The sequence below is a fragment of the Janthinobacterium lyxosi genome (assembly GCF_051380665.1).
Lineage (GTDB): Bacteria > Pseudomonadota > Gammaproteobacteria > Burkholderiales > Burkholderiaceae_D > Janthinobacterium.
In genome coordinates this window covers 253,965-274,961 of record NZ_JBNYXM010000007.1, presented here as the reverse complement: position 1 = coordinate 274,961, position 20,997 = coordinate 253,965, and the positions used below count along the sequence as shown (strand labels likewise).

General features: G+C 61.5%; 23 protein-coding genes and 2 rRNA genes. 18 read left to right on the top strand and 7 right to left on the bottom strand.

Annotation, left to right across the window (positions count from 1 at the left end):
* Window positions 1-98: ribosomal RNA gene (rrf, locus tag ACQ4WP_RS09935) — 5S ribosomal RNA — on the top strand; the annotation flags it as partial.
* Between the two features lie 178 nt (window positions 99-276).
* Window positions 277-389, top strand: a 5S ribosomal RNA gene (rrf, locus tag ACQ4WP_RS09930).
* Window positions 390-449: 60 nt separating this feature from the next.
* On the opposite strand, the gene ACQ4WP_RS09925 is transcribed toward rrf (ACQ4WP_RS09930), so the two are convergent.
* From ACQ4WP_RS09925 to ACQ4WP_RS09910, 4 genes are all read right to left on the bottom strand, one after another.
* Window positions 450-794 carry a DUF1840 domain-containing protein gene (locus tag ACQ4WP_RS09925; protein ID WP_436520099.1) on the bottom strand — a complete coding sequence of 115 codons (345 nt, stop codon included), beginning with the start codon at window positions 792-794 and terminating at the stop codon, window positions 450-452.
* Window positions 795-974: 180 nt separating this feature from the next.
* Window positions 975-1,520, bottom strand: coding sequence for a hypothetical protein (locus tag ACQ4WP_RS09920; protein ID WP_436520097.1), 546 nt, complete (start codon window positions 1,518-1,520; stop codon window positions 975-977).
* A gap of 64 nt (window positions 1,521-1,584) precedes the next feature.
* Complete coding sequence (locus ACQ4WP_RS09915; protein ID WP_436520095.1) at window positions 1,585-3,105, bottom strand: YifB family Mg chelatase-like AAA ATPase; 1,521 nt, start codon at window positions 3,103-3,105, stop codon at window positions 1,585-1,587.
* Window positions 3,106-3,216: 111 nt separating this feature from the next.
* On the bottom strand, window positions 3,217-3,465 hold the full coding sequence (locus tag ACQ4WP_RS09910) for an accessory factor UbiK family protein (protein ID WP_092716695.1): 249 nt from the start codon (window positions 3,463-3,465) through the stop codon (window positions 3,217-3,219).
* 269 nt (window positions 3,466-3,734) lie between these two features.
* On the opposite strand from ACQ4WP_RS09910, the gene ACQ4WP_RS09905 reads away from it, so the two are divergent.
* From ACQ4WP_RS09905 to ACQ4WP_RS09845, 13 genes are all read left to right on the top strand, one after another.
* A complete protein-coding gene (locus ACQ4WP_RS09905) occupies window positions 3,735-4,502 on the top strand; it encodes a TorF family putative porin (protein ID WP_436520093.1) in 768 nt (255 codons plus the stop codon).
* Between the two features lie 11 nt (window positions 4,503-4,513).
* Window positions 4,514-4,852 (top strand): P-II family nitrogen regulator, encoded by a 339-nt coding sequence (locus ACQ4WP_RS09900; RefSeq protein ID WP_010393464.1) that lies wholly within the window; start codon window positions 4,514-4,516, stop codon window positions 4,850-4,852.
* Between the two features lie 11 nt (window positions 4,853-4,863).
* A complete protein-coding gene (locus ACQ4WP_RS09895) occupies window positions 4,864-6,408 on the top strand; it encodes an ammonium transporter (protein WP_436520091.1) in 1,545 nt (514 codons plus the stop codon).
* A gap of 204 nt (window positions 6,409-6,612) precedes the next feature.
* On the top strand, window positions 6,613-7,911 hold the full coding sequence (gene gshA / locus ACQ4WP_RS09890; protein ID WP_426074591.1) for a glutamate--cysteine ligase: 1,299 nt from the start codon (window positions 6,613-6,615) through the stop codon (window positions 7,909-7,911).
* A gap of 97 nt (window positions 7,912-8,008) precedes the next feature.
* Window positions 8,009-8,977, top strand: a complete 969-nt coding sequence (gshB, locus tag ACQ4WP_RS09885) for a glutathione synthase (protein WP_436520088.1) — start codon at window positions 8,009-8,011, stop codon at window positions 8,975-8,977.
* A gap of 2 nt (window positions 8,978-8,979) precedes the next feature.
* On the top strand, window positions 8,980-9,384 hold the full coding sequence (locus ACQ4WP_RS09880; protein ID WP_436520126.1) for a PTS sugar transporter subunit IIA: 405 nt from the start codon (window positions 8,980-8,982) through the stop codon (window positions 9,382-9,384).
* 92 nt (window positions 9,385-9,476) lie between these two features.
* Window positions 9,477-9,746 carry an HPr family phosphocarrier protein gene (locus tag ACQ4WP_RS09875; protein WP_099380004.1) on the top strand — a complete coding sequence of 90 codons (270 nt, stop codon included), beginning with the start codon at window positions 9,477-9,479 and terminating at the stop codon, window positions 9,744-9,746.
* 44 nt (window positions 9,747-9,790) lie between these two features.
* Entirely contained in the window at window positions 9,791-11,533 is a 1,743-nt protein-coding gene (gene ptsP / locus ACQ4WP_RS09870) for a phosphoenolpyruvate--protein phosphotransferase (RefSeq protein ID WP_436520124.1), read from the top strand.
* A 133-nt stretch (window positions 11,534-11,666) separates the two neighbouring features.
* Complete coding sequence (gene metX, locus ACQ4WP_RS09865) at window positions 11,667-12,866, top strand: homoserine O-succinyltransferase MetX (protein WP_436520086.1); 1,200 nt, start codon at window positions 11,667-11,669, stop codon at window positions 12,864-12,866.
* Window positions 12,863-13,474 carry a methionine biosynthesis protein MetW gene (gene metW / locus ACQ4WP_RS09860; protein ID WP_070222822.1) on the top strand — a complete coding sequence of 204 codons (612 nt, stop codon included), beginning with the start codon at window positions 12,863-12,865 and terminating at the stop codon, window positions 13,472-13,474. Before metX ends, metW begins: the two co-directional genes overlap by 4 nt.
* The gene (locus ACQ4WP_RS09855) at window positions 13,474-14,733 is read left to right on the top strand and encodes an AmpG family muropeptide MFS transporter (RefSeq protein ID WP_436520084.1); all 1,260 of its coding nucleotides are present in this window, start codon (window positions 13,474-13,476) and stop codon (window positions 14,731-14,733) included. The genes metW and ACQ4WP_RS09855 overlap by 1 nt, the downstream gene beginning before the upstream one ends.
* Window positions 14,714-15,616, top strand: a complete 903-nt coding sequence (locus ACQ4WP_RS09850) for a M48 family metallopeptidase (protein WP_436520082.1) — start codon at window positions 14,714-14,716, stop codon at window positions 15,614-15,616. Before ACQ4WP_RS09855 ends, ACQ4WP_RS09850 begins: the two co-directional genes overlap by 20 nt.
* A gap of 1 nt (window position 15,617) precedes the next feature.
* Window positions 15,618-16,517, top strand: coding sequence for a pseudouridine synthase (locus ACQ4WP_RS09845; RefSeq protein ID WP_436520080.1), 900 nt, complete (start codon window positions 15,618-15,620; stop codon window positions 16,515-16,517).
* A gap of 6 nt (window positions 16,518-16,523) precedes the next feature.
* Here the strand turns inward: ACQ4WP_RS09845 and ACQ4WP_RS09840 are convergent, their stop codons facing one another.
* Window positions 16,524-17,300, bottom strand: a complete 777-nt coding sequence (locus ACQ4WP_RS09840) for an exodeoxyribonuclease III (RefSeq protein ID WP_436520078.1) — start codon at window positions 17,298-17,300, stop codon at window positions 16,524-16,526.
* A 108-nt stretch (window positions 17,301-17,408) separates the two neighbouring features.
* On the opposite strand from ACQ4WP_RS09840, the gene pyrE reads away from it, so the two are divergent.
* Complete coding sequence (gene pyrE, locus ACQ4WP_RS09835) at window positions 17,409-18,071, top strand: orotate phosphoribosyltransferase (RefSeq protein WP_436520076.1); 663 nt, start codon at window positions 17,409-17,411, stop codon at window positions 18,069-18,071.
* Here pyrE and ACQ4WP_RS09830 read toward each other — a convergent pair.
* Window positions 18,068-18,310 (bottom strand): GNAT family N-acetyltransferase, encoded by a 243-nt coding sequence (locus tag ACQ4WP_RS09830; protein WP_436520074.1) that lies wholly within the window; start codon window positions 18,308-18,310, stop codon window positions 18,068-18,070. The genes pyrE and ACQ4WP_RS09830 overlap by 4 nt on opposite strands.
* Complete coding sequence (locus ACQ4WP_RS09825) at window positions 18,310-19,053, bottom strand: sulfite exporter TauE/SafE family protein (RefSeq protein WP_436520072.1); 744 nt, start codon at window positions 19,051-19,053, stop codon at window positions 18,310-18,312. The genes ACQ4WP_RS09830 and ACQ4WP_RS09825 overlap by 1 nt, the downstream gene beginning before the upstream one ends.
* A 126-nt stretch (window positions 19,054-19,179) precedes the next feature.
* On the opposite strand from ACQ4WP_RS09825, the gene ACQ4WP_RS09820 reads away from it, so the two are divergent.
* Entirely contained in the window at window positions 19,180-20,073 is an 894-nt protein-coding gene (locus ACQ4WP_RS09820; RefSeq protein ID WP_070222806.1) for a LysR family transcriptional regulator, read from the top strand.
* A 21-nt stretch (window positions 20,074-20,094) separates the two neighbouring features.
* Window positions 20,095-20,970: an alpha/beta fold hydrolase gene (locus ACQ4WP_RS09815; protein WP_436520070.1), complete on the top strand. Its 876-nt coding sequence runs from the start codon at window positions 20,095-20,097 to the stop codon at window positions 20,968-20,970.
* The last annotated feature ends 27 nt before the right edge of the window (window positions 20,971-20,997 follow it).

Sequence of the window (20,997 nt, the reverse complement as noted above, 5' to 3'; positions counted from 1 at the left end):
AAGTTGGTCCCACCCCTTCCCATCCCGAACAGGACCGTGAAACAACTTTGCGCCGATGATAGTGCTGCAACCAGTGTGAAAGTAGGTTATCGTCAGGCTTGTTATTCGCAGTAGAGAAAAACCCGATCAGAAATGGTCGGGTTTTTTTTCGTCTGGTGGTTTTTCGCTATAAAAAGCCACTTTTGACCCCATCTCCAGGTAAATTCGTATATAATTCGCTTCCTCAGATCAGATAGTTTGCTGCCCCACTGGGAGCAAGCTGTTGAAAAAGTTATGCCTGATGACCATAGCAAGTTGGTCCCACCCCTTCCCATCCCGAACAGGACCGTGAAACAACTTTGCGCCGATGATAGTGCTGCAACCAGTGTGAAAGTAGGTTATCGTCAGGCTTGTTATATAAAAAAACCCCGCGTGTGCGGGGTTTTTTTTCGTCTGCAGCGTTCATGGGACTAGATGCCCCAGGTGATGCTTTCACCTTCCGCCTTGGCCGAGCGCAGCATCTCCATCAAGGGATAGGCGCGCTGCGAAAAATGCACTTTCTGTGCGCGCGCATGGGTGCCCGTTTCGCCATCTTCCAGCGTTTCCGGCGTATGCGCATCGTGTTCGATGTCATTTTCCGGATGCAGTTTGCTTTCCGCGACTTCTTTTTCCAGCAAGGCCAGGGCATCGCCCGCTTCGACTGGCGTGATGACGCCGCGCGTGAGGTTCTTGTGCAGGATGTCGAGGATACGCTGGGCATGTTCCTGGTACATCAGCACTTCTGGGGAGGATTTGGATTTGAATGAGATCAACATAAGCGCTTTCTGAAACTTGTTGTTAGTGTCGAAACAATATCACGACTTGAAATATCGCACCGGCCGCCCGATTACCCGGATTGCATATTTGCCAGCCGGATACGGTCATCTGTTGGACAACGCACGTATTTACAAGGGCATGCTGACCGTTAAAACATCCGTTTAAGCGATCGTTAAGTCTCAATCCAGTTTCACCGAGTCCATGAAGGTATCGATGGTGTCACGCGACAGCTTGTGCTCTTCACCGAGAATGATGACCTGGAAGATGTGCTTGTCCTGTGCCACAAAACGGCCGACCAGCAAGACAGGCTTGCCTTGCTGCGTGCCGCTGGCCTCGATACTGAGCGAACTGCGCTGGTGCATTCCGGCAGCAGTGCTGCTGGCCGCCGATGTGGATTTTTCGCTGCGCACGGTGCCATTGATATTTTTCAACAGGGCTGTTTGCATGGCGGGCAGGGCCGCTTGCGCCTGTTCTGGGCTGCCGAGCACGGCGCTGCCGATGGCGAAGGTAGCACCATCGATTTCGCTCGCCGTCATGGTCAGGCTGACTTTCTTGCCATCGAGATCGATCTCGCGTGTCAGCACGGCCGGTTTGCCTGGAAACAGGGCCGTGAACTGTGCGTCGGGGCTGCGATAGTCGCGCCAGTCGAATTTCGGACTGCAGGCGGACAGCGTGCAAGCTGTCGCGAGCGCGGCCAGGAAGAAGGCAAGTGATGGTTTTTTCATCAGCAGATGGTAGCAGTGCCGCCAGTCACGTGCAATCGCGCACGCGTGGCATTCACTGGGCGCCTTATATTTCACGCAGCACGCGCCGGTACTGGATCGCTTCGGCGACATGCGGCTGCGTGATCGTGGGGCTGCCCGCCAGGTCGGCGATACTGCGCGCCACGCGCAGTACCCGGTGGTAGGTGCGCGCCGACCAGTGCAGGCGCGCCATGGCGCCATGCAGCAGCTGTTCACCATGAGTTTCCAGGCGACAATGCTGTTCGATTTCCATGTTGCTCAAGCGCTGGTTCGCTTTCCCCTGGCGTGCCAGCTGCAAGGCATAGGCTGCCGCCACCCGCGTGGCGATGGACTGCGTGCTTTCGCCTGCGCCTGCGTGCCGCCCCAGCGCTGCCGGTGACATGGCGGCAACTTCGATTTGCAGGTCGATACGGTCGAGCAGCGGACCTGACAGGCGACTGTGATAGCGCAGCACGGCGTCGGGCGTGCAGCGGCAACGGCCGGAAGCGTGGCCCAGATAGCCGCACGGGCAGGGATTCATGGCGGCGATCAACTGAAAGCGGGCAGGAAATTCGGCCTGGCGGGCCGCGCGCGAAATGCTGATGACGCCCGATTCCATGGGCTGGCGCAAGACATCGAGTACCCGGCGCTGGAATTCGGCGATTTCATCGAGAAACAACACGCCGCAGTGGGCCAGCGAGATTTCTCCCGGGCGCGGCAGGTTGCCGCCGCCCACCAGGGCCACACCGGACGCCGTCTGGTGCGGCGCACGATAGGGACGACGTTTCCAGTGTTCCACCTTGAAGTGGCCGACGAGGGAGTGCACGGCGGCTGATTCCAGTGCCTCTTCATCGCTCATGGGCGGCAGCACGCCGGGAAAGCGGCTGGCCAGCATGGTCTTGCCCGCGCCCGGCGGCCCCACCATCAAGACGTTATGGCCGCCCGCGGCCGCCACTTCCAGTGCGCGTCGCGCTTGCAACTGCCCCTGCACATCGGCAAAGTCGGGATACGCAAAAGCGAGCGCTGCCAGCACGGGTTGATGGCGCTGCAGGGCGGTCTGGCTGGCGGGTGCGGCAAAATGCGCGCAGACCTCGAGCAGGCTGTGGGCGGGATAGATGCAGGCATCGCTGACCAGTGCTGCCTCGTCCGCGTTCGCTTGCGGCAGGATGAAGGCGCGCGGCGCGCCCGATTGGCTGCGCTGCATGGCTAAGGTCATGGCCAGCGCACCACGGATGGGGCGTAGCTGGCCCGAAAGCGACAGTTCGCCAGCGAATTCGTAGTGGTGTAACTGCTTGTCCGGCAACTGGCCGGAGGCGGCCAGGATGCCCAGCGCGATGGGCAAGTCGAAGCGGCCCGATTCCTTGGGCAGGTCCGCAGGCGCCAGATTGGCCGTAATGCGCCGCGCCGGCATCTCAAAGCCGCAGTTTTGCAGCGCGGCGCGGACGCGGTCGCGCGATTCCTTCACTTCCGTATCCGGCAGGCCGACAATGGTAAAGGCGGGCAAGCCATTGGCAAGGTGGACTTCGACACTTACCTCGGGTGCCTCCATGCCGGCCAGGGCGCGGCTTTTCAGGACGGCCAAACTCATCAGACTCCCCTGTGGCGCGAGCGCGGTCAGGATCAGTCTAGCGCTTGCAACGCTGTCAGGCTTGAGGTATGCCAGCAATGCCGTCTATAACGCGACCTTGCAGGCGGTACTTTATGCCTTTGGTTCGTTCAGGCGCGTTTCCAGTTCGATCAGGCGCAGTTCCAGTGCGTCCAGCTTGGCGCGGGTCTTGGCCAGCACTTGTGCCTGGATATCGAATTCCTCGCGCGTGACGAGATCGAGGCGGGCAAAGCCCTGGGTCATCATCGATTTCACGTTTTTCTCGATATCCTTGGCAGGCGAGTTTTCGATGGCTTGATGGATCTTGCCTTGCAAGTCGTTAAAGAAGGTATTCATGTCCATGGTCAGTCCTTTTATGGTGCGGCCTGTGCATCGCACCATTGCGGTGCACAGCGGCGTTAATCTGGTGCGAAACTGGGCGCTTCATTGTGCTTCAGCAGTCCGTCTCCGCATTCCTGGCGGCTTGCTGGGTATGTATGGACGGAAATGCACCTGTCAAGGTGGCAAGAGAGCTGGCACGTATTCTGCTAAAGAAGTGATGAACGCTTTGTGATCTCCAGCCAAGATTCTAAACCTCAACCGCTTTAAAAGTTCAATAAAAGGGAATCGCCATGAAGAATCTGTCCAAGAACATGACTTTAGTAGCAGCGTTGACGCTGGCCATGACCGCCGTGTGCGGCAGCGCCATGGCCCAGGATGCAGTGGCAGTGCCTGCTGCGGCCGAAGTCGTACCTGATAACGTGGTGAGCTACAACGTGGCGCTGACCAGCGACTACCGTTACCGCGGCGTGTCGCAAAGCCGTCTTGACCCGGCCATCAGCGGCGGTGCCGACTATACCCATAACCCAACGGGCCTGTATGTCGGCACCTGGTTGTCGAGCATCAAATGGATCAAGGATGGCGGCGGCGATACCAACCTGGAATGGGATATCTACGGCGGCAAGCGGGGCGAGATCAGCAAGGATTTTACCTATGACGTGGGTGGCCTGTACTATTTCTATCCCTCGAATGGACTGAGCACCAATGCCAACACTTTCGAGCTGTACGGCCAGCTCGGCTACGGCCCGATGTATATCAAGTACTCGCATTCGACCACCAATTTGTTCGGTGTTGCCGACAGCAAGAACAGCGGCTACCTCGACGTGGGTGCCAACGTGGAAGTGCATGATGGCTACATGCTGAACCTGCATGCGGGGCGTCAGAAGGTTGAGCACAACGATGCCCTCAGCTATAGCGATTACAAGATTGGCGTGACCAAGGACTTTGGCATGGCAACCGTTTCCCTGGCGGCAGTCAAAGCCAACATCACGTCGCTGGCACCGAATGGCAAGAACCTGGCGAAATCCGGTCTCGTGCTGACCGTGTCCAAAACCTTTTAAGCGAGACTGCCATGAAAATGATTACAGCAATCATTAAACCGTTCAAACTGGACGAAGTACGCGAAGCTTTGTCGGCTATCAATGTGCAAGGCATTACCGTCACCGAAGTGAAAGGTTTCGGCCGCCAGAAAGGTCACACGGAACTCTACCGTGGCGCTGAGTATGTCGTCGATTTCTTGCCAAAGACCAAGATTGAAGCGGCCGTCGATGACGCCATTGTCGACCAGGCCATCGAAGCGATCGAAGGCGCCGCGCGCACCGGTAAAATCGGTGATGGCAAGATTTTCGTCTACAACCTGGAACAGGTCATCCGCATCCGTACCGGTGAAACCGGCAACGAAGCGCTCTAAGGGGAATATTGATGCATAAAAATATAACAAAATTGCTCGCCGGGATAGCCTGCCTGTGTGCGTTTGGCATCGCCGCGCCGAGCTTTGCCGATGCCCCCGTCAAGACGGAAGCGGCTACGACTACTGCCGTCGCCGCCCCCGCCGTAACGCCGGTTCCCGACGCCGCGCCAGCTGCTGCTGCTGCTGCTGCTCCGGCCCCGGCCGCTGCCGCGCCAGCCGCCGCGCCCGTCGCCAACAAGGGCGACACCAGTTTCATGATGATCAGCACCTTGCTGGTGATTTTGATGACCATCCCCGGCCTGGCCCTGTTCTACGGCGGCCTGGTGCGCTCGAAGAACATGCTGTCGGTGCTGATGCAAGTGTTCATGGTGTTCGCGTTGGTCATCGTACTGTGGTGTATTTATGGCTACTCGATCGCCTTCACGGAAAAAACCGCCTTCTTCGGTGGCTTCGACCGCTTGTTCCTGAACGGTATCTGGGATACGGCCAAGGGCACGTTTGCCGCCACTGCCACCTTCAGCAAGGGCGTCGTCATTCCCGAGTTCGTGTTTGTCGCTTTCCAGGGCACGTTTGCCGCCATCACGTGCGCACTGATCGTCGGCGCCTTTGCCGAGCGCGCCAAGTTTTCCGCCGTGCTGGCCTTTGTCGTGCTGTGGTTCACGTTCGCCTACCTGCCGGCCGCCCACATGGTGTGGTTCTGGACGGGGCCTGACCTGATCACCAATGCCGCCACCTCGGCCAGCGAAGCGCTCAAAGCGGGCTGGATCTGGCAAAAAGGCGCGCTGGACTTTGCCGGCGGCACCGTGGTGCACATCAATGCCGCCGTCGCCGGCCTGGTGGGCGCGATCATGATCGGCAAGCGCGTCGGCTACGGCCGCGAATCGATGGCGCCGCACTCGCTGACGATGACCATGATCGGCGCTTCCCTGTTGTGGGTGGGCTGGTTCGGTTTCAATGCCGGTTCCTCGCTGGAAGCGGGCGACGTGGCTGCCCTGGCCTTCGTCAACACGCTGCTGGCCACCGCTGCTGCCACCCTGTCGTGGGTGTTCGGTGAGTGGATCAGCAAAGGCAAGCCATCCATGCTCGGTGGCGCATCGGGCGCCGTTGCCGGCCTGGTGGCGATCACCCCGGCGGCCGGCTTTGTCGGTCCGATGGGTGGCCTGGTCATCGGCCTGCTGGCCGGTGTCGTCTGCCTGTGGGGCGTGAATGGCCTGAAACGCCTGATCGGCGCCGATGATTCGCTCGACGTGTTCGGCGTGCATGGCGTGGGCGGCATCCTCGGGGCTTTGCTGACGGGTGTGTTTGCTGCACCACAACTGGGCGGTCAAGGCATCTTCGACTATGTCACCAACAAGATGTCGGCGGATCCGTACTCGATCGGCCACCAGGTGTGGGTGCAGGCGCAAGCGGTCGGCACCACCATCATCTGGTCGGCCGTGGTCTCCGTCATCGCCTATAAACTGGTCGACATCGTCATCGGCCTGCGCGTACCGGAAGAAGAAGAGCGCGAAGGCCTCGATATCACCAGCCATGGCGAGCAGGCATATCATGGTTAAATGATAATGATCTGGCATGCCAGCGCCCAGGCGCAGCATGCCTGGCTGGAAAAGGCGCCTCATTGAGGTGCCTTTTTTTCGTTGTGGGAATGGAAAAGGTCTTTAAAACAAGGCTTTTGCCCCGATTTGGGATACTTACACGGTAATATAGTCGGCAGTTCTGTGTGCTTTTTTGAATACTGCACATAATTTAAGGATGTAACTATGGTTCCCCATCTCGTCACGGCCCTGACCGGACCGCTGCTCGACCTCGAAAAAAAGATTCTGGCCGCGACGCCGGCCATTGAACGCTGGTTTCGCATGGAGTGGCAAGAGCACACGCCGCCCTTCTATTGCTCGGTAGACTTGCGCAATGCGGGCTACAAGCTGGCGCCCGTCGATACCAATTTGTTCCCTGGCGGTTTTCATAACCTGGCCACGGAAATGCTGCCCTTGTCCGTGCAGGCGGCCATGGCTGCCATTGACAAGTATTGCCCGGACGCCCGCAACCTGCTGATGGTGCCGGAATTGCACAACACCACGCCGCAATACCTGCAAAACGTGGCGCGCCTGATGCAGATCTTCCGCCAGACGGGGCTGCACGTACGCCTGGGCTCATGGTCGCCCGAGATTACCCAGCCGACACCGTTGGCATTGCCAGATGGCAACATGCTCGTCATCGAACCCCTCGTGCGCCTGAACAACGGCCGCCGGCTGGGCTTGAAGGATTTCGATCCGTGCACGATCTTGCTGAACAACGACTTGTCGGATGGTATCCCCGATATCTTGCAAAATATCCATGAACAAAGCTTGCTGCCGCCTTTGCACGCGGGCTGGGCCTTGCGCCGCAAGAGCAACCACTACGCGGCCTACGATGAAGTGGTGAAAAAATTCGGCAAGATGATCGATGTCGATCCGTGGATGCTCAATCCCTTCCACGCCAAGTGCAGCGACGTCAACTTCCAGGAGGGCGAGGGCGAAGACGCGCTGGCCGCCAGCGTCGACGTGTTGCTGGCCAAGATCCGCAAGAAATACAAGGAATACGGCATCAAGGAAAAGCCGTTTGTCATCGTCAAGCCCGATGCGGGCACGTATGGCACGGGCATCATGACGGTGCGCGACGCCAGCGAAGTGCGCGACCTGTCGCGCAAGCAGCGCGACAAGATGTCCATCGTCAAGGATGGCAAGGTCGTCACCGACGTCATCATCCAGGAAGGCGTGCCGACCTTTGAAAGCATCAAGGATGCCGTGGCCGAACCTGTCGTCTACATGATCGACCGCTATGTGGTGGGCGGCTTTTATCGCGTGCACGCGGAGCGTGGCGTGGACCAGAATCTGAACGCGCCCGGTTCGCAGTACGTGCCGCTGGCGTTTGCCCAGCAGCATGCCGTGCCGGACTTGAAGGCCAAGCCGGGCACGGCCGCGCCGAACCGCTTCTATGTGTATGGCGTGGTGGCGCGCCTGGCCTTGCTGGCCGCGTCGCTGGAAATGGAGCGCACGGACCCGAATCCCGAGGTGTATTGATCCATCCCAGCAGCTTGCCGGGCGCGGTGACTACTGTGCCTGGCGATCTCGGCTAGAATCAAGCATTCCTTATCCAGGCTCCCCGATTGGACGCACCATGAAAATTGCATTCCTTGCCGACCCGCTGGCAGGCTTCAAGACTTACAAAGATTCCACCTTCGCCATGATGCGCGAGGCGGCCAAACGCGGCCACGCCGTGTATGCCTTCGAGCAGACGGATATGGCGCTGGAAGAGGGCATTGTCACGGCCCGTGTGCAGCACATCGAGCTGACCGGCGACGAGCACGACTGGTACACGGTCGTATCCACCGAAGAAGTGCGCCTGTCGACCCTGGACGCCATCATCGAGCGCAAGGACCCGCCGTTCGACATGGAATACGTGTATGGCACGTATCTGCTGGAACTGGCGGAAAAGCAGGGCGCCTGCGTCTTCAACAAGCCGTCCGCCATCCGCGACAACAATGAAAAGCTGGCTATCGCCCAGTTTTCCGAATTCACCTCGCCCACCCTGGTGACGTCGGATGAAGCGCGCTTGCGCGCCTTCCACGCCAAGCACCAGGACGTCATTTTCAAGCCGCTCGACGGCATGGGCGGCACGGGCATCTTCCGCGTCAAGGCCGATGGCCTGAACCTGGGCGCCATCATCGAGACCTTGAGCGAGAACGGTGCGCAGACCATCATGGCGCAGCGCTTTATCGCCGACATCGTCAAGGGCGACAAGCGCATCCTCGTCATCGGCGGCAAGCCGGTGCCGTTTTCGCTGGCGCGCATCCCGCAGGCGGGAGAAGTTCGCGGCAACCTGGCCGCCGGCGGCACGGGCGTGGCGCAGCCATTGACGGCGCGCGACCTGGAAATCGCAGAAAAGCTGGGCCCGATCCTGGCCGCGCGTGGCTTGATGCTGGTAGGATTGGATGTGATCGGCGACTATCTGACGGAAGTCAATGTCACCAGCCCGACCTGCTTCCAGGAAATCATGCAGCAGACGGGGTTTGACGTGGCGGCCATGTTTGTCGACGCCGTCGAGCACGGTGTTGCGCAAGCGCAGCAGCGCCAGAAGGTGAAATGACTATGGTAGGGATTTTGCTCATGACACATGCCCCGCTGGGACAGGCGTTCATCGCCGCCTGCACGCATGTGTTTCGGGGGCCAACGGAACGTTTTGAAGCCATTGACGTCGTCGCCGACCAGGACCTGGCGGAAGTGCAGAAGCTGGCGTCGGACGCCATCTGCCGCCTCGACGACGGCTCCGGCGTGTTGGTGATTACCGACGTGAAGGGCGGCACGCCGTCGAACTGCTGCAACAAGCTGGCCGATGCGGGCCGGGTGGAAGTCATCGCCGGCATCAGCCTGCCGATGCTGCTGCGCGCCATCACGTATCGCCGCGACACGCTTGACGTGGTGGTAGAGATGGCGCTGGCCGGTGCGCAAAGCGGTGCCGTGCGCGTCGATAACCGCATCCGCGTGGGAGAATAAGGAAGTGCATGGCCGCCGCCCTGAAGGCGGCGGTTTTTATAGGCCAAGATTGTCATCAGCGTAGTGCATTCAGGGATAGAGACCATACAAAAATGATTCAAAGAGAACTCGAAATCATCAACAAGCTGGGACTGCACGCACGCGCCTCCGCCAAATTTACCCAGCTCGCCGCCAAGTTCAAGAGCGACGTCTGGCTGACCCGCAACGCGCGCCGCATCAACGCCAAATCCATCATGGGCGTGATGATGCTGGCCGCCGGCAAGGGCGCGAAAGTGACCCTGGAAGCCGAGGGCGATGATGAGCTGGCATGTGTCGATGCCCTCACCGCCCTGATTAATGACAGGTTTGGCGAAGGCGAGTAATGCTCGCCGAACGCAGCCGCAGCCGCATCCCGACAGGTCACCCCATGGCATCTTTCACGCTCCACGGCATCCCGGTCTCCCGCGGCATCGCCATTGGCCGCGCGCATCTGCTGGCGCCGGCCGCCCTTGACGTCAAACATTACCTGGTTGCCCAGGAACAGATCGAAGCCGAAGTCCAGCGCTTGCAAAATGCCATCGCTGCCGTCCACAAGGAGCTGCAAACCCTGTGGAACGAGCTGCCCAAGGACGCCCCCACCGAGCTGGGTGCGTTCATCGACGTGCATGCGCTGATCCTGTCGGACCCGCTGATCGCCGAAGCGCCGCTCGACATCATTCGTTCGCGCCACTACAACGCCGAATGGGCGCTGTTGACGCAAATCGATGAATTGTCGGCGCAGTTCGACGAAATCGAAGACCCGTATCTGCGCGAGCGCAAGGCCGATATCCAGCAAGTGGCCGAACGCGTGCTGAAGGTCTTGCTGGGCACCGAACAGCTGCTGCCCAAGGCGGCCGCCGAAGATGAATTGCTGGCGCAGATGATCGTTGTCGCCCACGATATCTCTCCGGCCGACATGCTGCAGTTCCGCGACCGTTCTTTCATCGGCTTCATCACCGACGTGGGCGGACAGAACTCGCATACAGCCATCGTCGCGCGCAGCCTGGATATCCCGGCCGCCGTCGGCATGTCGCAGGCGTCGATGCTGATCGAGCAGGACGACTGGCTGATCATCGACGGCGACGCCGGCGTGGTCATCGCCAACCCCAGCGCGCTGGTGCTGGAGCAGTACCGCGAGCGCCAGGTGGCCATGCAGCGCGCGCGCAAGAAGCTGGGCAAGCTGAAAAAGACGCCGGCCGTGACCAAATGCGGCACGCCCGTCACCCTGCTGGCAAATATCGAATTGCCCGAAGATTGCGCGTTTGCGCTGGAATCGGGCGCCAGCGGCGTGGGCCTGTTCCGCTCCGAATTCCTGTTCATGGGCCGCGCCCACAAGATTCCCACCGAGGATGAACAGTTCGAGGCTTACCGCAACACGGTGCAGTCGATGAAAGGGCGCGTGGTGACGATCCGCACGCTCGACATCGGCGCCGACAAGCCGCTCGACCAGTCCGACCATACGGCCTTGAATCCCGCCCTGGGCTTGCGCGCCATCCGTTACTGCCTGGCCGAGCCGCAGCTATTCCTGACGCAGCTGCGCGCGATTCTGCGTGCCTCGGCCTTCGGCAAGGTGCGCATCCTGATCCCCATGCTGGCACATGCCTTCGAGATCGACCAGTCGCTGGCCATGATCGCACAAGCCAAGGCCAGCCTGCGCGAGGAGGGCGTCAAGTTCGACGATGCCGTCGAAGTGGGTGCCATGATCGAGATACCGGCCGCCGCACTGGCCCTGCCCATGTTCGTCAAGCGCATGGATTTCCTGTCGATCGGCACAAATGACCTGATCCAGTACACCCTGGCCATCGACCGCGTCGATTACGAGGTGGCGCATTTGTACAATCCGCTGCATCCGGCCGTACTGCAGCTGATCTCCATGACGATAGTGGCCGGCCACAAGGCAGGCATCGACGTGGCCGTCTGCGGCGAAATGGCGGGCGACGTGAAGCTCACGCGCTTGCTGCTGGGCATGGGACTGCGCGAGTTTTCCATGCATCCGGCGCAACTGTTGGCGGTCAAGCAAGAGATCCTCAACAGCGACCTGGGCCTGATCGCACCACAAATGCGCAAAATTATGCGTTCCATGGAACCAAATGTGATCGCGGAAGCCGTACAACAGTTGCAGCTCATGTAAACTGTCGCTTTATCAGCATCAGGAGACGTCGCGCGCGGCAAGATGTTTCCTGGTGTTAAAGTTGCAGAACCTATCATCGCGGTGCTGCATCGACCATGGCCCGTGGGGCCACCCCCTTTATAAACCGACACACATGTCATCCATTGGAACTGTTTCGCCGCAAACCATGTATTTTGCGCAACCCCTGCAGCTGCAAAGCGGAGCATCGCTGCGGGACTATATGTTGATGTATGAAACCTACGGTACCCTGAACGCAGACAAATCGAACGCGGTGCTGGTCTGCCACGCCCTGAATGCCTCGCACCACGTGGCCGGCGTGTATGCCGACGAGCCGAAAAGCACGGGCTGGTGGGACAATATGGTCGGTCCCGGCAAGCCGCTCGACACGGACAAATTCTTCGTCATCGGCGTCAACAACCTGGGCTCCTGCTTCGGCTCGACGGGCCCCATGCACACCAATCCCGCCACCGGCAAGCCGTACGGTGCTTCCTTCCCCGTCGTCACGGTGGAAGACTGGGTCAGCGCGCAGGCGCGCCTGGCCGATGAACTGGGCATTACCCAGTTCGCCGCCGTGATGGGCGGCTCCCTGGGCGGCATGCAGGCACTGGCGTGGAGCATCATGTTCCCCGAGCGACTGCGCCACTGCGTGGTGATCGCCTCGACGGCCAAGCTGTCGGCGCAAAATATCGCCTTCAATGACGTGGCGCGCCAGGCCATCCTGTCCGACCCCGATTACCGCGGCGGCGATTTTTATGCGCACGGCGTGGTGCCGAAGAATGGCTTGCGCGTGGCGCGCATGGTGGGCCACATCACGTATCTGTCGAATGACGACATGGCCGAGAAATTTGGCCGCAAGCTGCGCGACGCGGCGCAGACGGGCGACTACAAATTCGGCTTCGGCATCGATTTCGAGATCGAATCGTATTTGCGCTACCAGGGCGACAAGTTCTCCGAGTACTTCGACGCCAATACCTATCTGCTGATTACCAAGGCGCTCGACTACTTCGACCCGGCGCGCGCGCATGGCGGCGACCTGGCCAAGGCCCTGTCGGGCACCAAGGCCAAGTTCTTCCTTGCCTCGTTTTCCACCGACTGGCGCTTCTCGCCCGAGCGCAGCCGTGAAATCGTCGAGGCGCTGGTGTGCAACCGCCGCCAGGTGACCTATGCGGAAATCGACGCGCCGCACGGCCACGACGCCTTCCTGCTGGAAGATGCGCGCTACATGAACATGGTGCGCGCCTATTATGGCCAGGTATGGAACGACATCGGGGCGGGCTTGCCCGCTCCTGCACAGCACACCGCCGTCCGCCAGGGCGCGAAGGAGACCGCATGACTTTTGACGAATTGAGCGCGCTGCGCCCCGACCTGGCCTTCATCGCCCACTGGGTGCCGAACAACGCGCATGTGCTGGACGTGGGCTGCGGCGAGGGCGTGATGCTGCAGTACCTGCAAAGCGACAAGGAGTGCAGCGGTTACGGCATCGAGATCGCCGACGACAAGGTGCTGGCCAGCACCCTGCGCGGCGTGAACGTGATTCAGCAGGACATGGAAAAGGGCCTGGCCATCTTTGGCGACAACAGCTTCGATACGGTGCTGTGCCTGTCGTCGCTGCAGATGATGAAGCAGGTCGAGCCGCTGCTGCGCGATATCGTGCGCGTGGGTGCCGAAGCCATCGTCTCCTTCCCCAACTTCGCCTACTGGCCGCACCGCGTGGCATTGCTGAAAGGGCGCATGCCCGTGTCGAAATCTCTGCCCTACCAGTGGTACGACACGCCCAACGTGCGCTGCGCAACCATCAACGACTTCCGCGAGCTGGCCGAGGAATGCGGCCTGGAAGTGATCGAATGCGTGGCCCTGGCCGAAGGCAAGATGGTCTCGGTGCTGCCGAACCTGCGCGGCGACCTGGCCGTCTTCCGCCTGCGTAAAAAAGCGGTGCATTGATGACGACAAGCCCGGCGCCTGGCTGGCGTTCCTATGCCAATGGCCGCATGCTGGCCGTGCTGGTGCTGGGCTTCAGTTCCGGCCTGCCCCTGTTCATCCTGCTGTATTTGTTGCAGGCATGGCTGGCCAAGTCGGGTTTGAACGTCAAGGCGCTGGGGCTGTTCGCCCTGGTGCAGTTCCCGTATATCTGGAAATTCCTGTGGGCGCCTTTGATGGACCGCTACCGCATCCTCGGGCTGGGACGCCGGCGTGGCTGGATGGCCGCCACGCAAGTGGCGCTGTTCTTTTCCATCGGCGGCATGGGCATGCTGGACCCGCTGACGCAGATCGGCCTGATCGCGGCCGCCGCCGGCGGCGTCGCCTTCCTGTCGGCCAGCCAGGACATCGTCATCGACGCCTACCGGCGTGAAATCCTTGCCGATAACGAGCAGGGCCTGGGCGCCGCCGTCATCGTCAACGCGTATAAGGTGGCGGGCATGGTTCCGGGCGCGCTGTCGCTGATCCTGGCCGATCGCATGCCGTGGCAGCCCGTCTTCTGGATCACGGCCGCCTTCATGCTGCCGGGCCTCGTGTGCACCTTGCTGATCAGGGAACCGACCGTGTACGGCTCGCCGCCGAAGACCATGCGCGAAGCGATCATCCTGCCGTTCCAGGAATTCATCGCGCGCGATGGTTGGCGTAACGCAATGTGGATCCTCGCTTTCGTCTTACTCTACAAAATCGGCGACAGCATGGCCACGGCGCTGGCGACGAAATTTTACCTGGACCTGGGTTTTTCCATGACGCAGATCGGCCTGGCCGCCAATACCACAGGTTTCTGGGCCAGCCTGGCCGGCGGCGTGGTGGGTGGCATATGGATGCTCAAGCTGGGCATCAACCGGGGCCTGTGGGTGTTTGGCGCGCTGCAGGCCATCGCGATTCTTGGCTTTGCCTGGCTGGCGCAGGTGGGGCCGAATACCATGCTGCTGAGCGCCGTGATTGGTTTTGAAGCCTTCGCCAGCCTGGGCCTGGGTGCGGCCGCCTTTGTCGCGTTCCTGTCGCGCACCACGGACCCGCGCTACACGGCCACGCAATATGCGCTGTTTTCCAGCCTGAGCGCCGTGCCGCGCACCCTGATCAACGCCTCGGTGGGCTTTCTGGTCGCTGAACTGGGCTGGTTCTCGTTTTTCATCGTTTGCTTCTTCCTGGCTTTCCCGGCCATGATGATGCTGCCTAAAATCGCTCCATGGAGGTCTGCCAATGGCACCAATATCCCTTAAACGTTACACCGTCCTGGCCAGCCTGTGCGCAGCCACCGCGCTGGCGCCGCTGTCCGTCCACGCCCAGCAGGCGACGGTACAGGATGGCATCAAGGTGCGCCCTTTGTCGACTTCGCGCATCTTTGCCGGCGGCGCCGATTTCAATGCACAATCGAGGCAGCAATATACGCAGCTGGTCAACGAAGCGAAGGAAAAAAATGCGCTGGTGCCCGACAGCGATCCGCAGGTCAAACGCCTGCGCGCCATCGCCCAGCGCATCATTCCGTTCGCCACGCGCTGGAACGAGGCGGCGGCCAGCTGGAACTGGCAGATCAACCTGCTCAACTCGGACGAGGTCAACGCCTTTTGCATGCCGGGCGGGCAAATCGCTTTTTACAGTGGCATCATCACCAAGCTGAACCTGACCGACGATGAAGTGGCTGTCGTCATGGGCCATGAAATTTCGCACGCCTTGCGCGAACACTCGCAGGCGCAGGCAGGCAAGGGTAACCTGGCCGCCGTGGGCGCCAAGCTGGCCGGCGCCGGTCTGTCGGCCTGGCTCGGTGTCGATCCGAACCTGACCAGCACCGCCACGAACATGGCAGCCAAAGGCGTGATGCTGAAGTTTTCGCGCGACGATGAACGCGAAGCGGACCTGATCGGCATGGACCTGGCCGCGCGTGCCGGTTTCGATCCGCGCGCCGGCGTCATCCTGTGGCAGAAGATGGCGGCAGTCAGCAAGGGCGCCCCGCCGGAATTTCTCTCGACGCACCCGTCGGGCAGTGACCGCATTTCGCAGATGAACAGCCATATGGCGCAAGTGCTGCCGCTGTACGCACGCAGCAAGGGCGTCAGCGTCGAGGCGTTGCCGCCCTACCGCAGCAACGCCATCGCGCAGCGCTAGGATGTCGAACCGCCACACCGCCGCACCCTTGCCCATGCGCGACGGCGTGGCGCCCAGCTACCTGTGGCTGCCGGAAGGACAGTGGCCTGACATGCTGTCGTTTCTGCTGGATCGCTATCCGCAGATCAGTGCCGCGCAATGGCAGGACCGCATGGCGCGCGGTGAAGTGGTCAATGGCGACGGCGCCGTGCTGGTGCCCGACAGCGCATACCGGCGCGGCATGCGCATTTTTTACTACCGCGAGCTGGAATGGGAAACGCCGATCCCCTTCCAGGAAGAGATCCTGTTCCAGGATGAACACCTGGTGGTGGTCGACAAGCCGCATTTTCTGCCCATGACGCCGGCCGGGCGCTTCGTGCAGGAAACCCTGTTGACGCGCCTGAAGAAAAACCTGGGCTGCAGCGAGCTGACGCCGATCCATCGCCTCGACCGCGAGACGGCCGGCGTGGTGATTTTTTCGCGCCAGATAGCCAGTCGCGGCGCCTACCAGTCGCTGTTCCAGCGCCGCGAAGTGCGCAAGACGTATGAGGCGCTGGCGCCGCGCCTGGATGGTCGCGATTTTCCATTCACCTATCGCAGCCGCATGGTCGAGGGCGCGCAGTTTTTCCTCATGCGCGAGGAAGCGGGGGAGCCGAACTCGGAAACCATCATCGACGTGATCGAGCGGCGCGGCGAGGTGAACCTGTACCGGCTGCAGCCGCACACGGGGCGCAAGCACCAGCTGCGCGTGCATCTGGCAGCGCTGGGTATCCCCATCGTCAACGATACGTTTTACCCGGTGGCCCTGCCGTGCAAGGAAGACGACATGTCGCAGCCCTTGCAACTGCTGGCGCGGGCGATCGATTTCACGGACCCTTTGAGCGGCGCGGCGCGCCACTTCGAGAGTCGGCGCAGCCTGTGAGGTGACTTACGCCTTGATGGTGTAATCGACGATCAAGGGCGCATGGTCGGAAAAACGTTCGTCCTTGTAGACGCTGACCGTGTGCGCCTGGGCCGCGATGCCGGGGGTGGCGACGTGGTAGTCGATGCGCCAGCCCACGTTCTTTGCGTAGGCTTGTCCGCGGTTGCTCCACCACGTGTACTGGTCTTCGCGCTTGTCCAGGCCGCGGTGCACGTCGACAAAGCCCACTTCGTCGAAGACGCGCGTCAGCCATGCGCGCTCTTCCGGCAGGAAGCCGGAATTCTTCTTGTTGCCCTTCCAGTTTTTCAGGTCGATTTCGTGGTGGGCGATATTCCAGTCGCCGCAGATGACCACTTCGCGGCCCAGCGCCTTCAATTCCAGCAGGTGTGGCAGGAACAGTTCCATGAAGCGGAACTTGGCTTCCTGGCGTTCCGGACCGGATGAGCCGGACGGGCAGTACACGGAAATGACGGACAGCTTGCCAAAATCACAGCGCACGTAGCGGCCTTCGGCATCGAATTCCGGGCTGCCGAAACCGATATGCACGGCGTCCGGTTCGACCTTGCTGTATACGCCCGTTCCCGAATACCCTTTTTTCTCGGCGTAGTGGAAATGGCCATGGTAGCCGTGCGGGTTGAGGAATTCGGGCGTCATGTCGGGCAGCTGCGCCTTCAATTCCTGCACGCAGATGAAATCGGCGGTCTGCGTGCCCATCCAGTTGAAAAAGCCTTTTTTGGCGGCGGAACGGATGCCGTTCAGGTTGGCGGAGATAATTTTTGGCATAGGTCTAGAGTGAAAGAGCGCTGGACGGGGCCGGCGGGCGCGGCATGGCGATTGTCTCGCCGCTGCGCGCGGATTAAAATACAGGCACTTTTAAAAAATGAGGCTAATGTGAATAATTTACGCCAGCAGTTTATCGCGTTTTCAGTATCCAAGGGAGTCTTGCGGTTTGGCGAGTTCACCACCAAGGCCGGGCGATCATCGCCGTACTTCTTCAATGCGGGCCTGTTCCATGACGGCGCCACCCTGGCCGAGCTGGCGCAGTTCTACGCGCAGACCCTGCTCGACTCGGGCGTCGAATTCGACATGCTGTTCGGCCCCGCCTACAAGGGCATCACCCTGGCGTCGGCCACCGCCGTGGCGCTGGCCGGCAAGGGCCGCAACACCTCGTTCGCCTTCAACCGCAAGGAAGCCAAGGACCATGGCGAAGGCGGCACCATCGTCGGCGCCAAGCTGCATGGCAAAGTCGTCATCATTGACGATGTGATCTCGGCCGGCACCTCGGTGCGCGAATCGGTGGACATGATCCGCGCCGCCGGCGCCGAGCCATGCGCCGTGCTGATCGCCCTGGACCGCATGGAGCGTTCTGGCCCGGACGGCCAGCTGTCGCCAAGTTCGGCGGTGCAGGAAGTGTCGAAACAGTATGGCATCCCCGTCATCTCGATCGGCAACCTGGACGATTTGTTTGGCTACCTGAATGGCGCTGGCGCCGATCCGGAACTGCTGAAACATAAAGATGCCGTTTCCGCCTACCGCACCAGGTATGGCATTTAAGTAGTCTTATCCAGCAGCGCCCGCAATCGCGGGTCGCTGCAGGCGATGCTAGCTTGCGGATGGCATTGCAACAGCCGCCGCAGCAGCGCGCCGCCGATGCCGCGCCGACGGAACGGCGGTTTCACGAACAGCATGTTCACCGTCACCCCGTTCGCGCAGTTGCTGATGTCGAGCATGGCCACCTGCTGGCCGTCGATCCACGCGCACAGCGCGCTGTCCCCTTGCCAGTCTATCTTCATCACGCCAGCCATGGTTGCAGTGCCGCATGCAGGCCCAGAGCGAACAGGCCGACAAAAAAGCATCGCTTGAACACTGGCTGCGCGATGCGCCCGCGTAGCCATTGACCGGCCAGCATGCCGGCCAGCGCCGGCAGCAGCGCATACACGGAGGCGCGGGCGGCGCCCAGGCTGAAGTCGCCGTGCAGGGCCAGGCTGGCCGCCAGCGCCACGGTCGACGCCGTAAACGCCAGGCCCAGCGCCTGTACCAGCGCATCGCGCGCCAGTCCCAGTCCCTGCAGATACGGCACGGCGGGGATGACGAACACGCCCGTGGCCGCTGTCACGAGTCCCGTCACGGCGCCCGCCACGGGTCCCAGCCAGGCTTCGTGCCGCGCCGGCACGCGCAGCTGCAGCGAGAACAGGCCAGCCAGCGCATACAGCATCAGCGCCACGCCCAGCGCGCCGACGGCCCAGGCGCCGCTGTCGGTCGGCAGCAACGCGCCGCCCGCCAGGGTGCCGGCCATGACGGCCGCCAGCATGGGCCACAGACGCCGCAGCAGGGCGCGCAGGCCGGGGCCGGCCGCCAGCTGCCAGACATTCGTCACCATCGATGGCACGATCAGCAGGGCGGCCGCCTGCACGGGTGGCATGACAAGGCTGAGCGTGCCCATGGCCACCGTCGGCAAGCCCAGTCCGACTACGCCCTTGACGAAGCCAGCGATGAGGAAGCTGGCGCCGACGGCCAGCAGGAATGACGTCTCCATCTTTTTTATTCCACAGTGATTTTGCGTGGATTCTGCGCTTGCCCGCGACTTTCGCCAAGGCGGATTATTTTGAGTCAGCCTAAGTGATAGCCGAAGGCTGATAAGATGGCGAAAAGGAGAGCTGCCATGCGTTTTGATCTGGTCGACTTGCAGCTGTTTGTCAACGTGGTGGAGGCGGGTAGCCTGACGGCGGGCGCCGCGCGCAGCCACCTGGCGCTGGCGTCCAGCAGTGCGCGCGTGCGTGGCATGGAAGAGATGCTGGGCATGCCCTTGCTGCTGCGCGGGCGGCGCGGCGTGGAGCCGACTCCCGTGGGCCAGACCTTGCTGCATCACGCGCGCCTGGTGCTGCTGCAAATGGAAAAAATGCGCGGCGAACTCGGTGAATTTGCGCGCGGCTTGAAAGGGCAGTTGCGGCTGCTGTGCAATACGGCCGCGCTCAGCGAATTTTTGCCCGAGGCGCTCGGTGCTTTTCTCGACCGCCATCCGAACCTGACCATCGACCTGGAAGAGCGCCTCAGTTACGATATCGTCAAGGCCGTCTCGGAAGGGCTGGCCGACATGGGCATCGTGTCCGACTCGGTCGACATGCGCGGCTTGCAGACGTTTTTGTTTCGCCCCGACCGGCTGGTCGTCATCGCGGCGGCCGATGGCGTGCACCACCGCGCGCTCGGCCAGGACGGCGTCGTCGCGTTCTCCACGCTGCTGGATCACGATTTCATCGGCCTGGCCGACGACAGCGCGATGCAGCAGTACCTGGGTATGCATGCGGCGCGCCTGGGGCGTCCGTTGAAGGTGCGCGTGCGCCTGCGCAGTTTCGATGCCGTGTGCCGCATGGTGGCCAGCGGCGTGGGCATCAGCGTGGTGCCGCTGGCGGCGGCCAGCCGCTGCCAGCAGACGATGGCGTTGCGCTGCCTGGAATTATCCGATCCCTGGTCGGTACGCAATCTGACAATCTGCGTGCGCCAGTTCAGTGAATTACCCCTGTATGCGCGCCAGTTGATCGATCATCTGAAGGCGTGACAGGGCATGACAGGAGCAGCGATGCGTTTTTCAGAAGACAAGATGGCCAGCCTGCTGTGCAGCGACCAGGTCGAGCGGCCCATCCACATCTGGCAGCCGCCACAGCCACACCACCGGCGCGCCGTGATCCTGGCGATCCACGGCGGCATGGCGCATGCGGGCGACTACGTCACGCCGGCGCTGTACTTCCGCCAGCACGGCATCGCCACCGTCAGCTTCGACATGGTGGGCCACGATGGCAAGCGCAAGGTGGATATTCCTTCATTCGAGGCCTTCCTTGACGACGCGGAGCTGTTCCTTGCCTGGGTCAAGCAGGCATATCCCGGCTTGCCCATCTTTGTCATGGGCCATTCCATGGGCGGCCTGATCGCCACGCACCTGGGCCTGCGGCGTTTTGCGGGCGACCTGGCCATCCGGGGCTTCATCATCTCATCGCCGTATTATGTGAATGCGATTCCCGTGCCGAAGGTGCTGCAGATGCTGTCCGGCTGGCTGGCCAGGCGCTTCCCGACGATGAAGGTACCGCTGGGGAATCTGACCATGCTGCTGACGCACGATCAAACCATCACCGCGCGCCATTTCCAGGACGAGCTCGACGGCATCCGCGCCAGTGCAGCGTCGGTGCGCTTTGCCCATGCCTTGACGTCGGCGCAAAAGGAACTGGCGGGTGGCTTGTCGAGCTGGGGTTTCCCCCTGTTCGCCGTGGTGGCGGGCGACGACAAGCTGGCCGATAGCCGCGCCACGGAAAGCATGCTGCGCAGCGTGCCCGATGGCCTGCTCGACTACCATTTTTACCCGGCCAATTACCACGAGAACTTCAATGAAGTGAACCGCGACGTGATCTTCGCCGCGATCCTTGCGTGGATGGAGAAACTGCTGGCACCCGTAGCGCCTTGAGGCGCCAGTATCGTTATAATCGGTTTA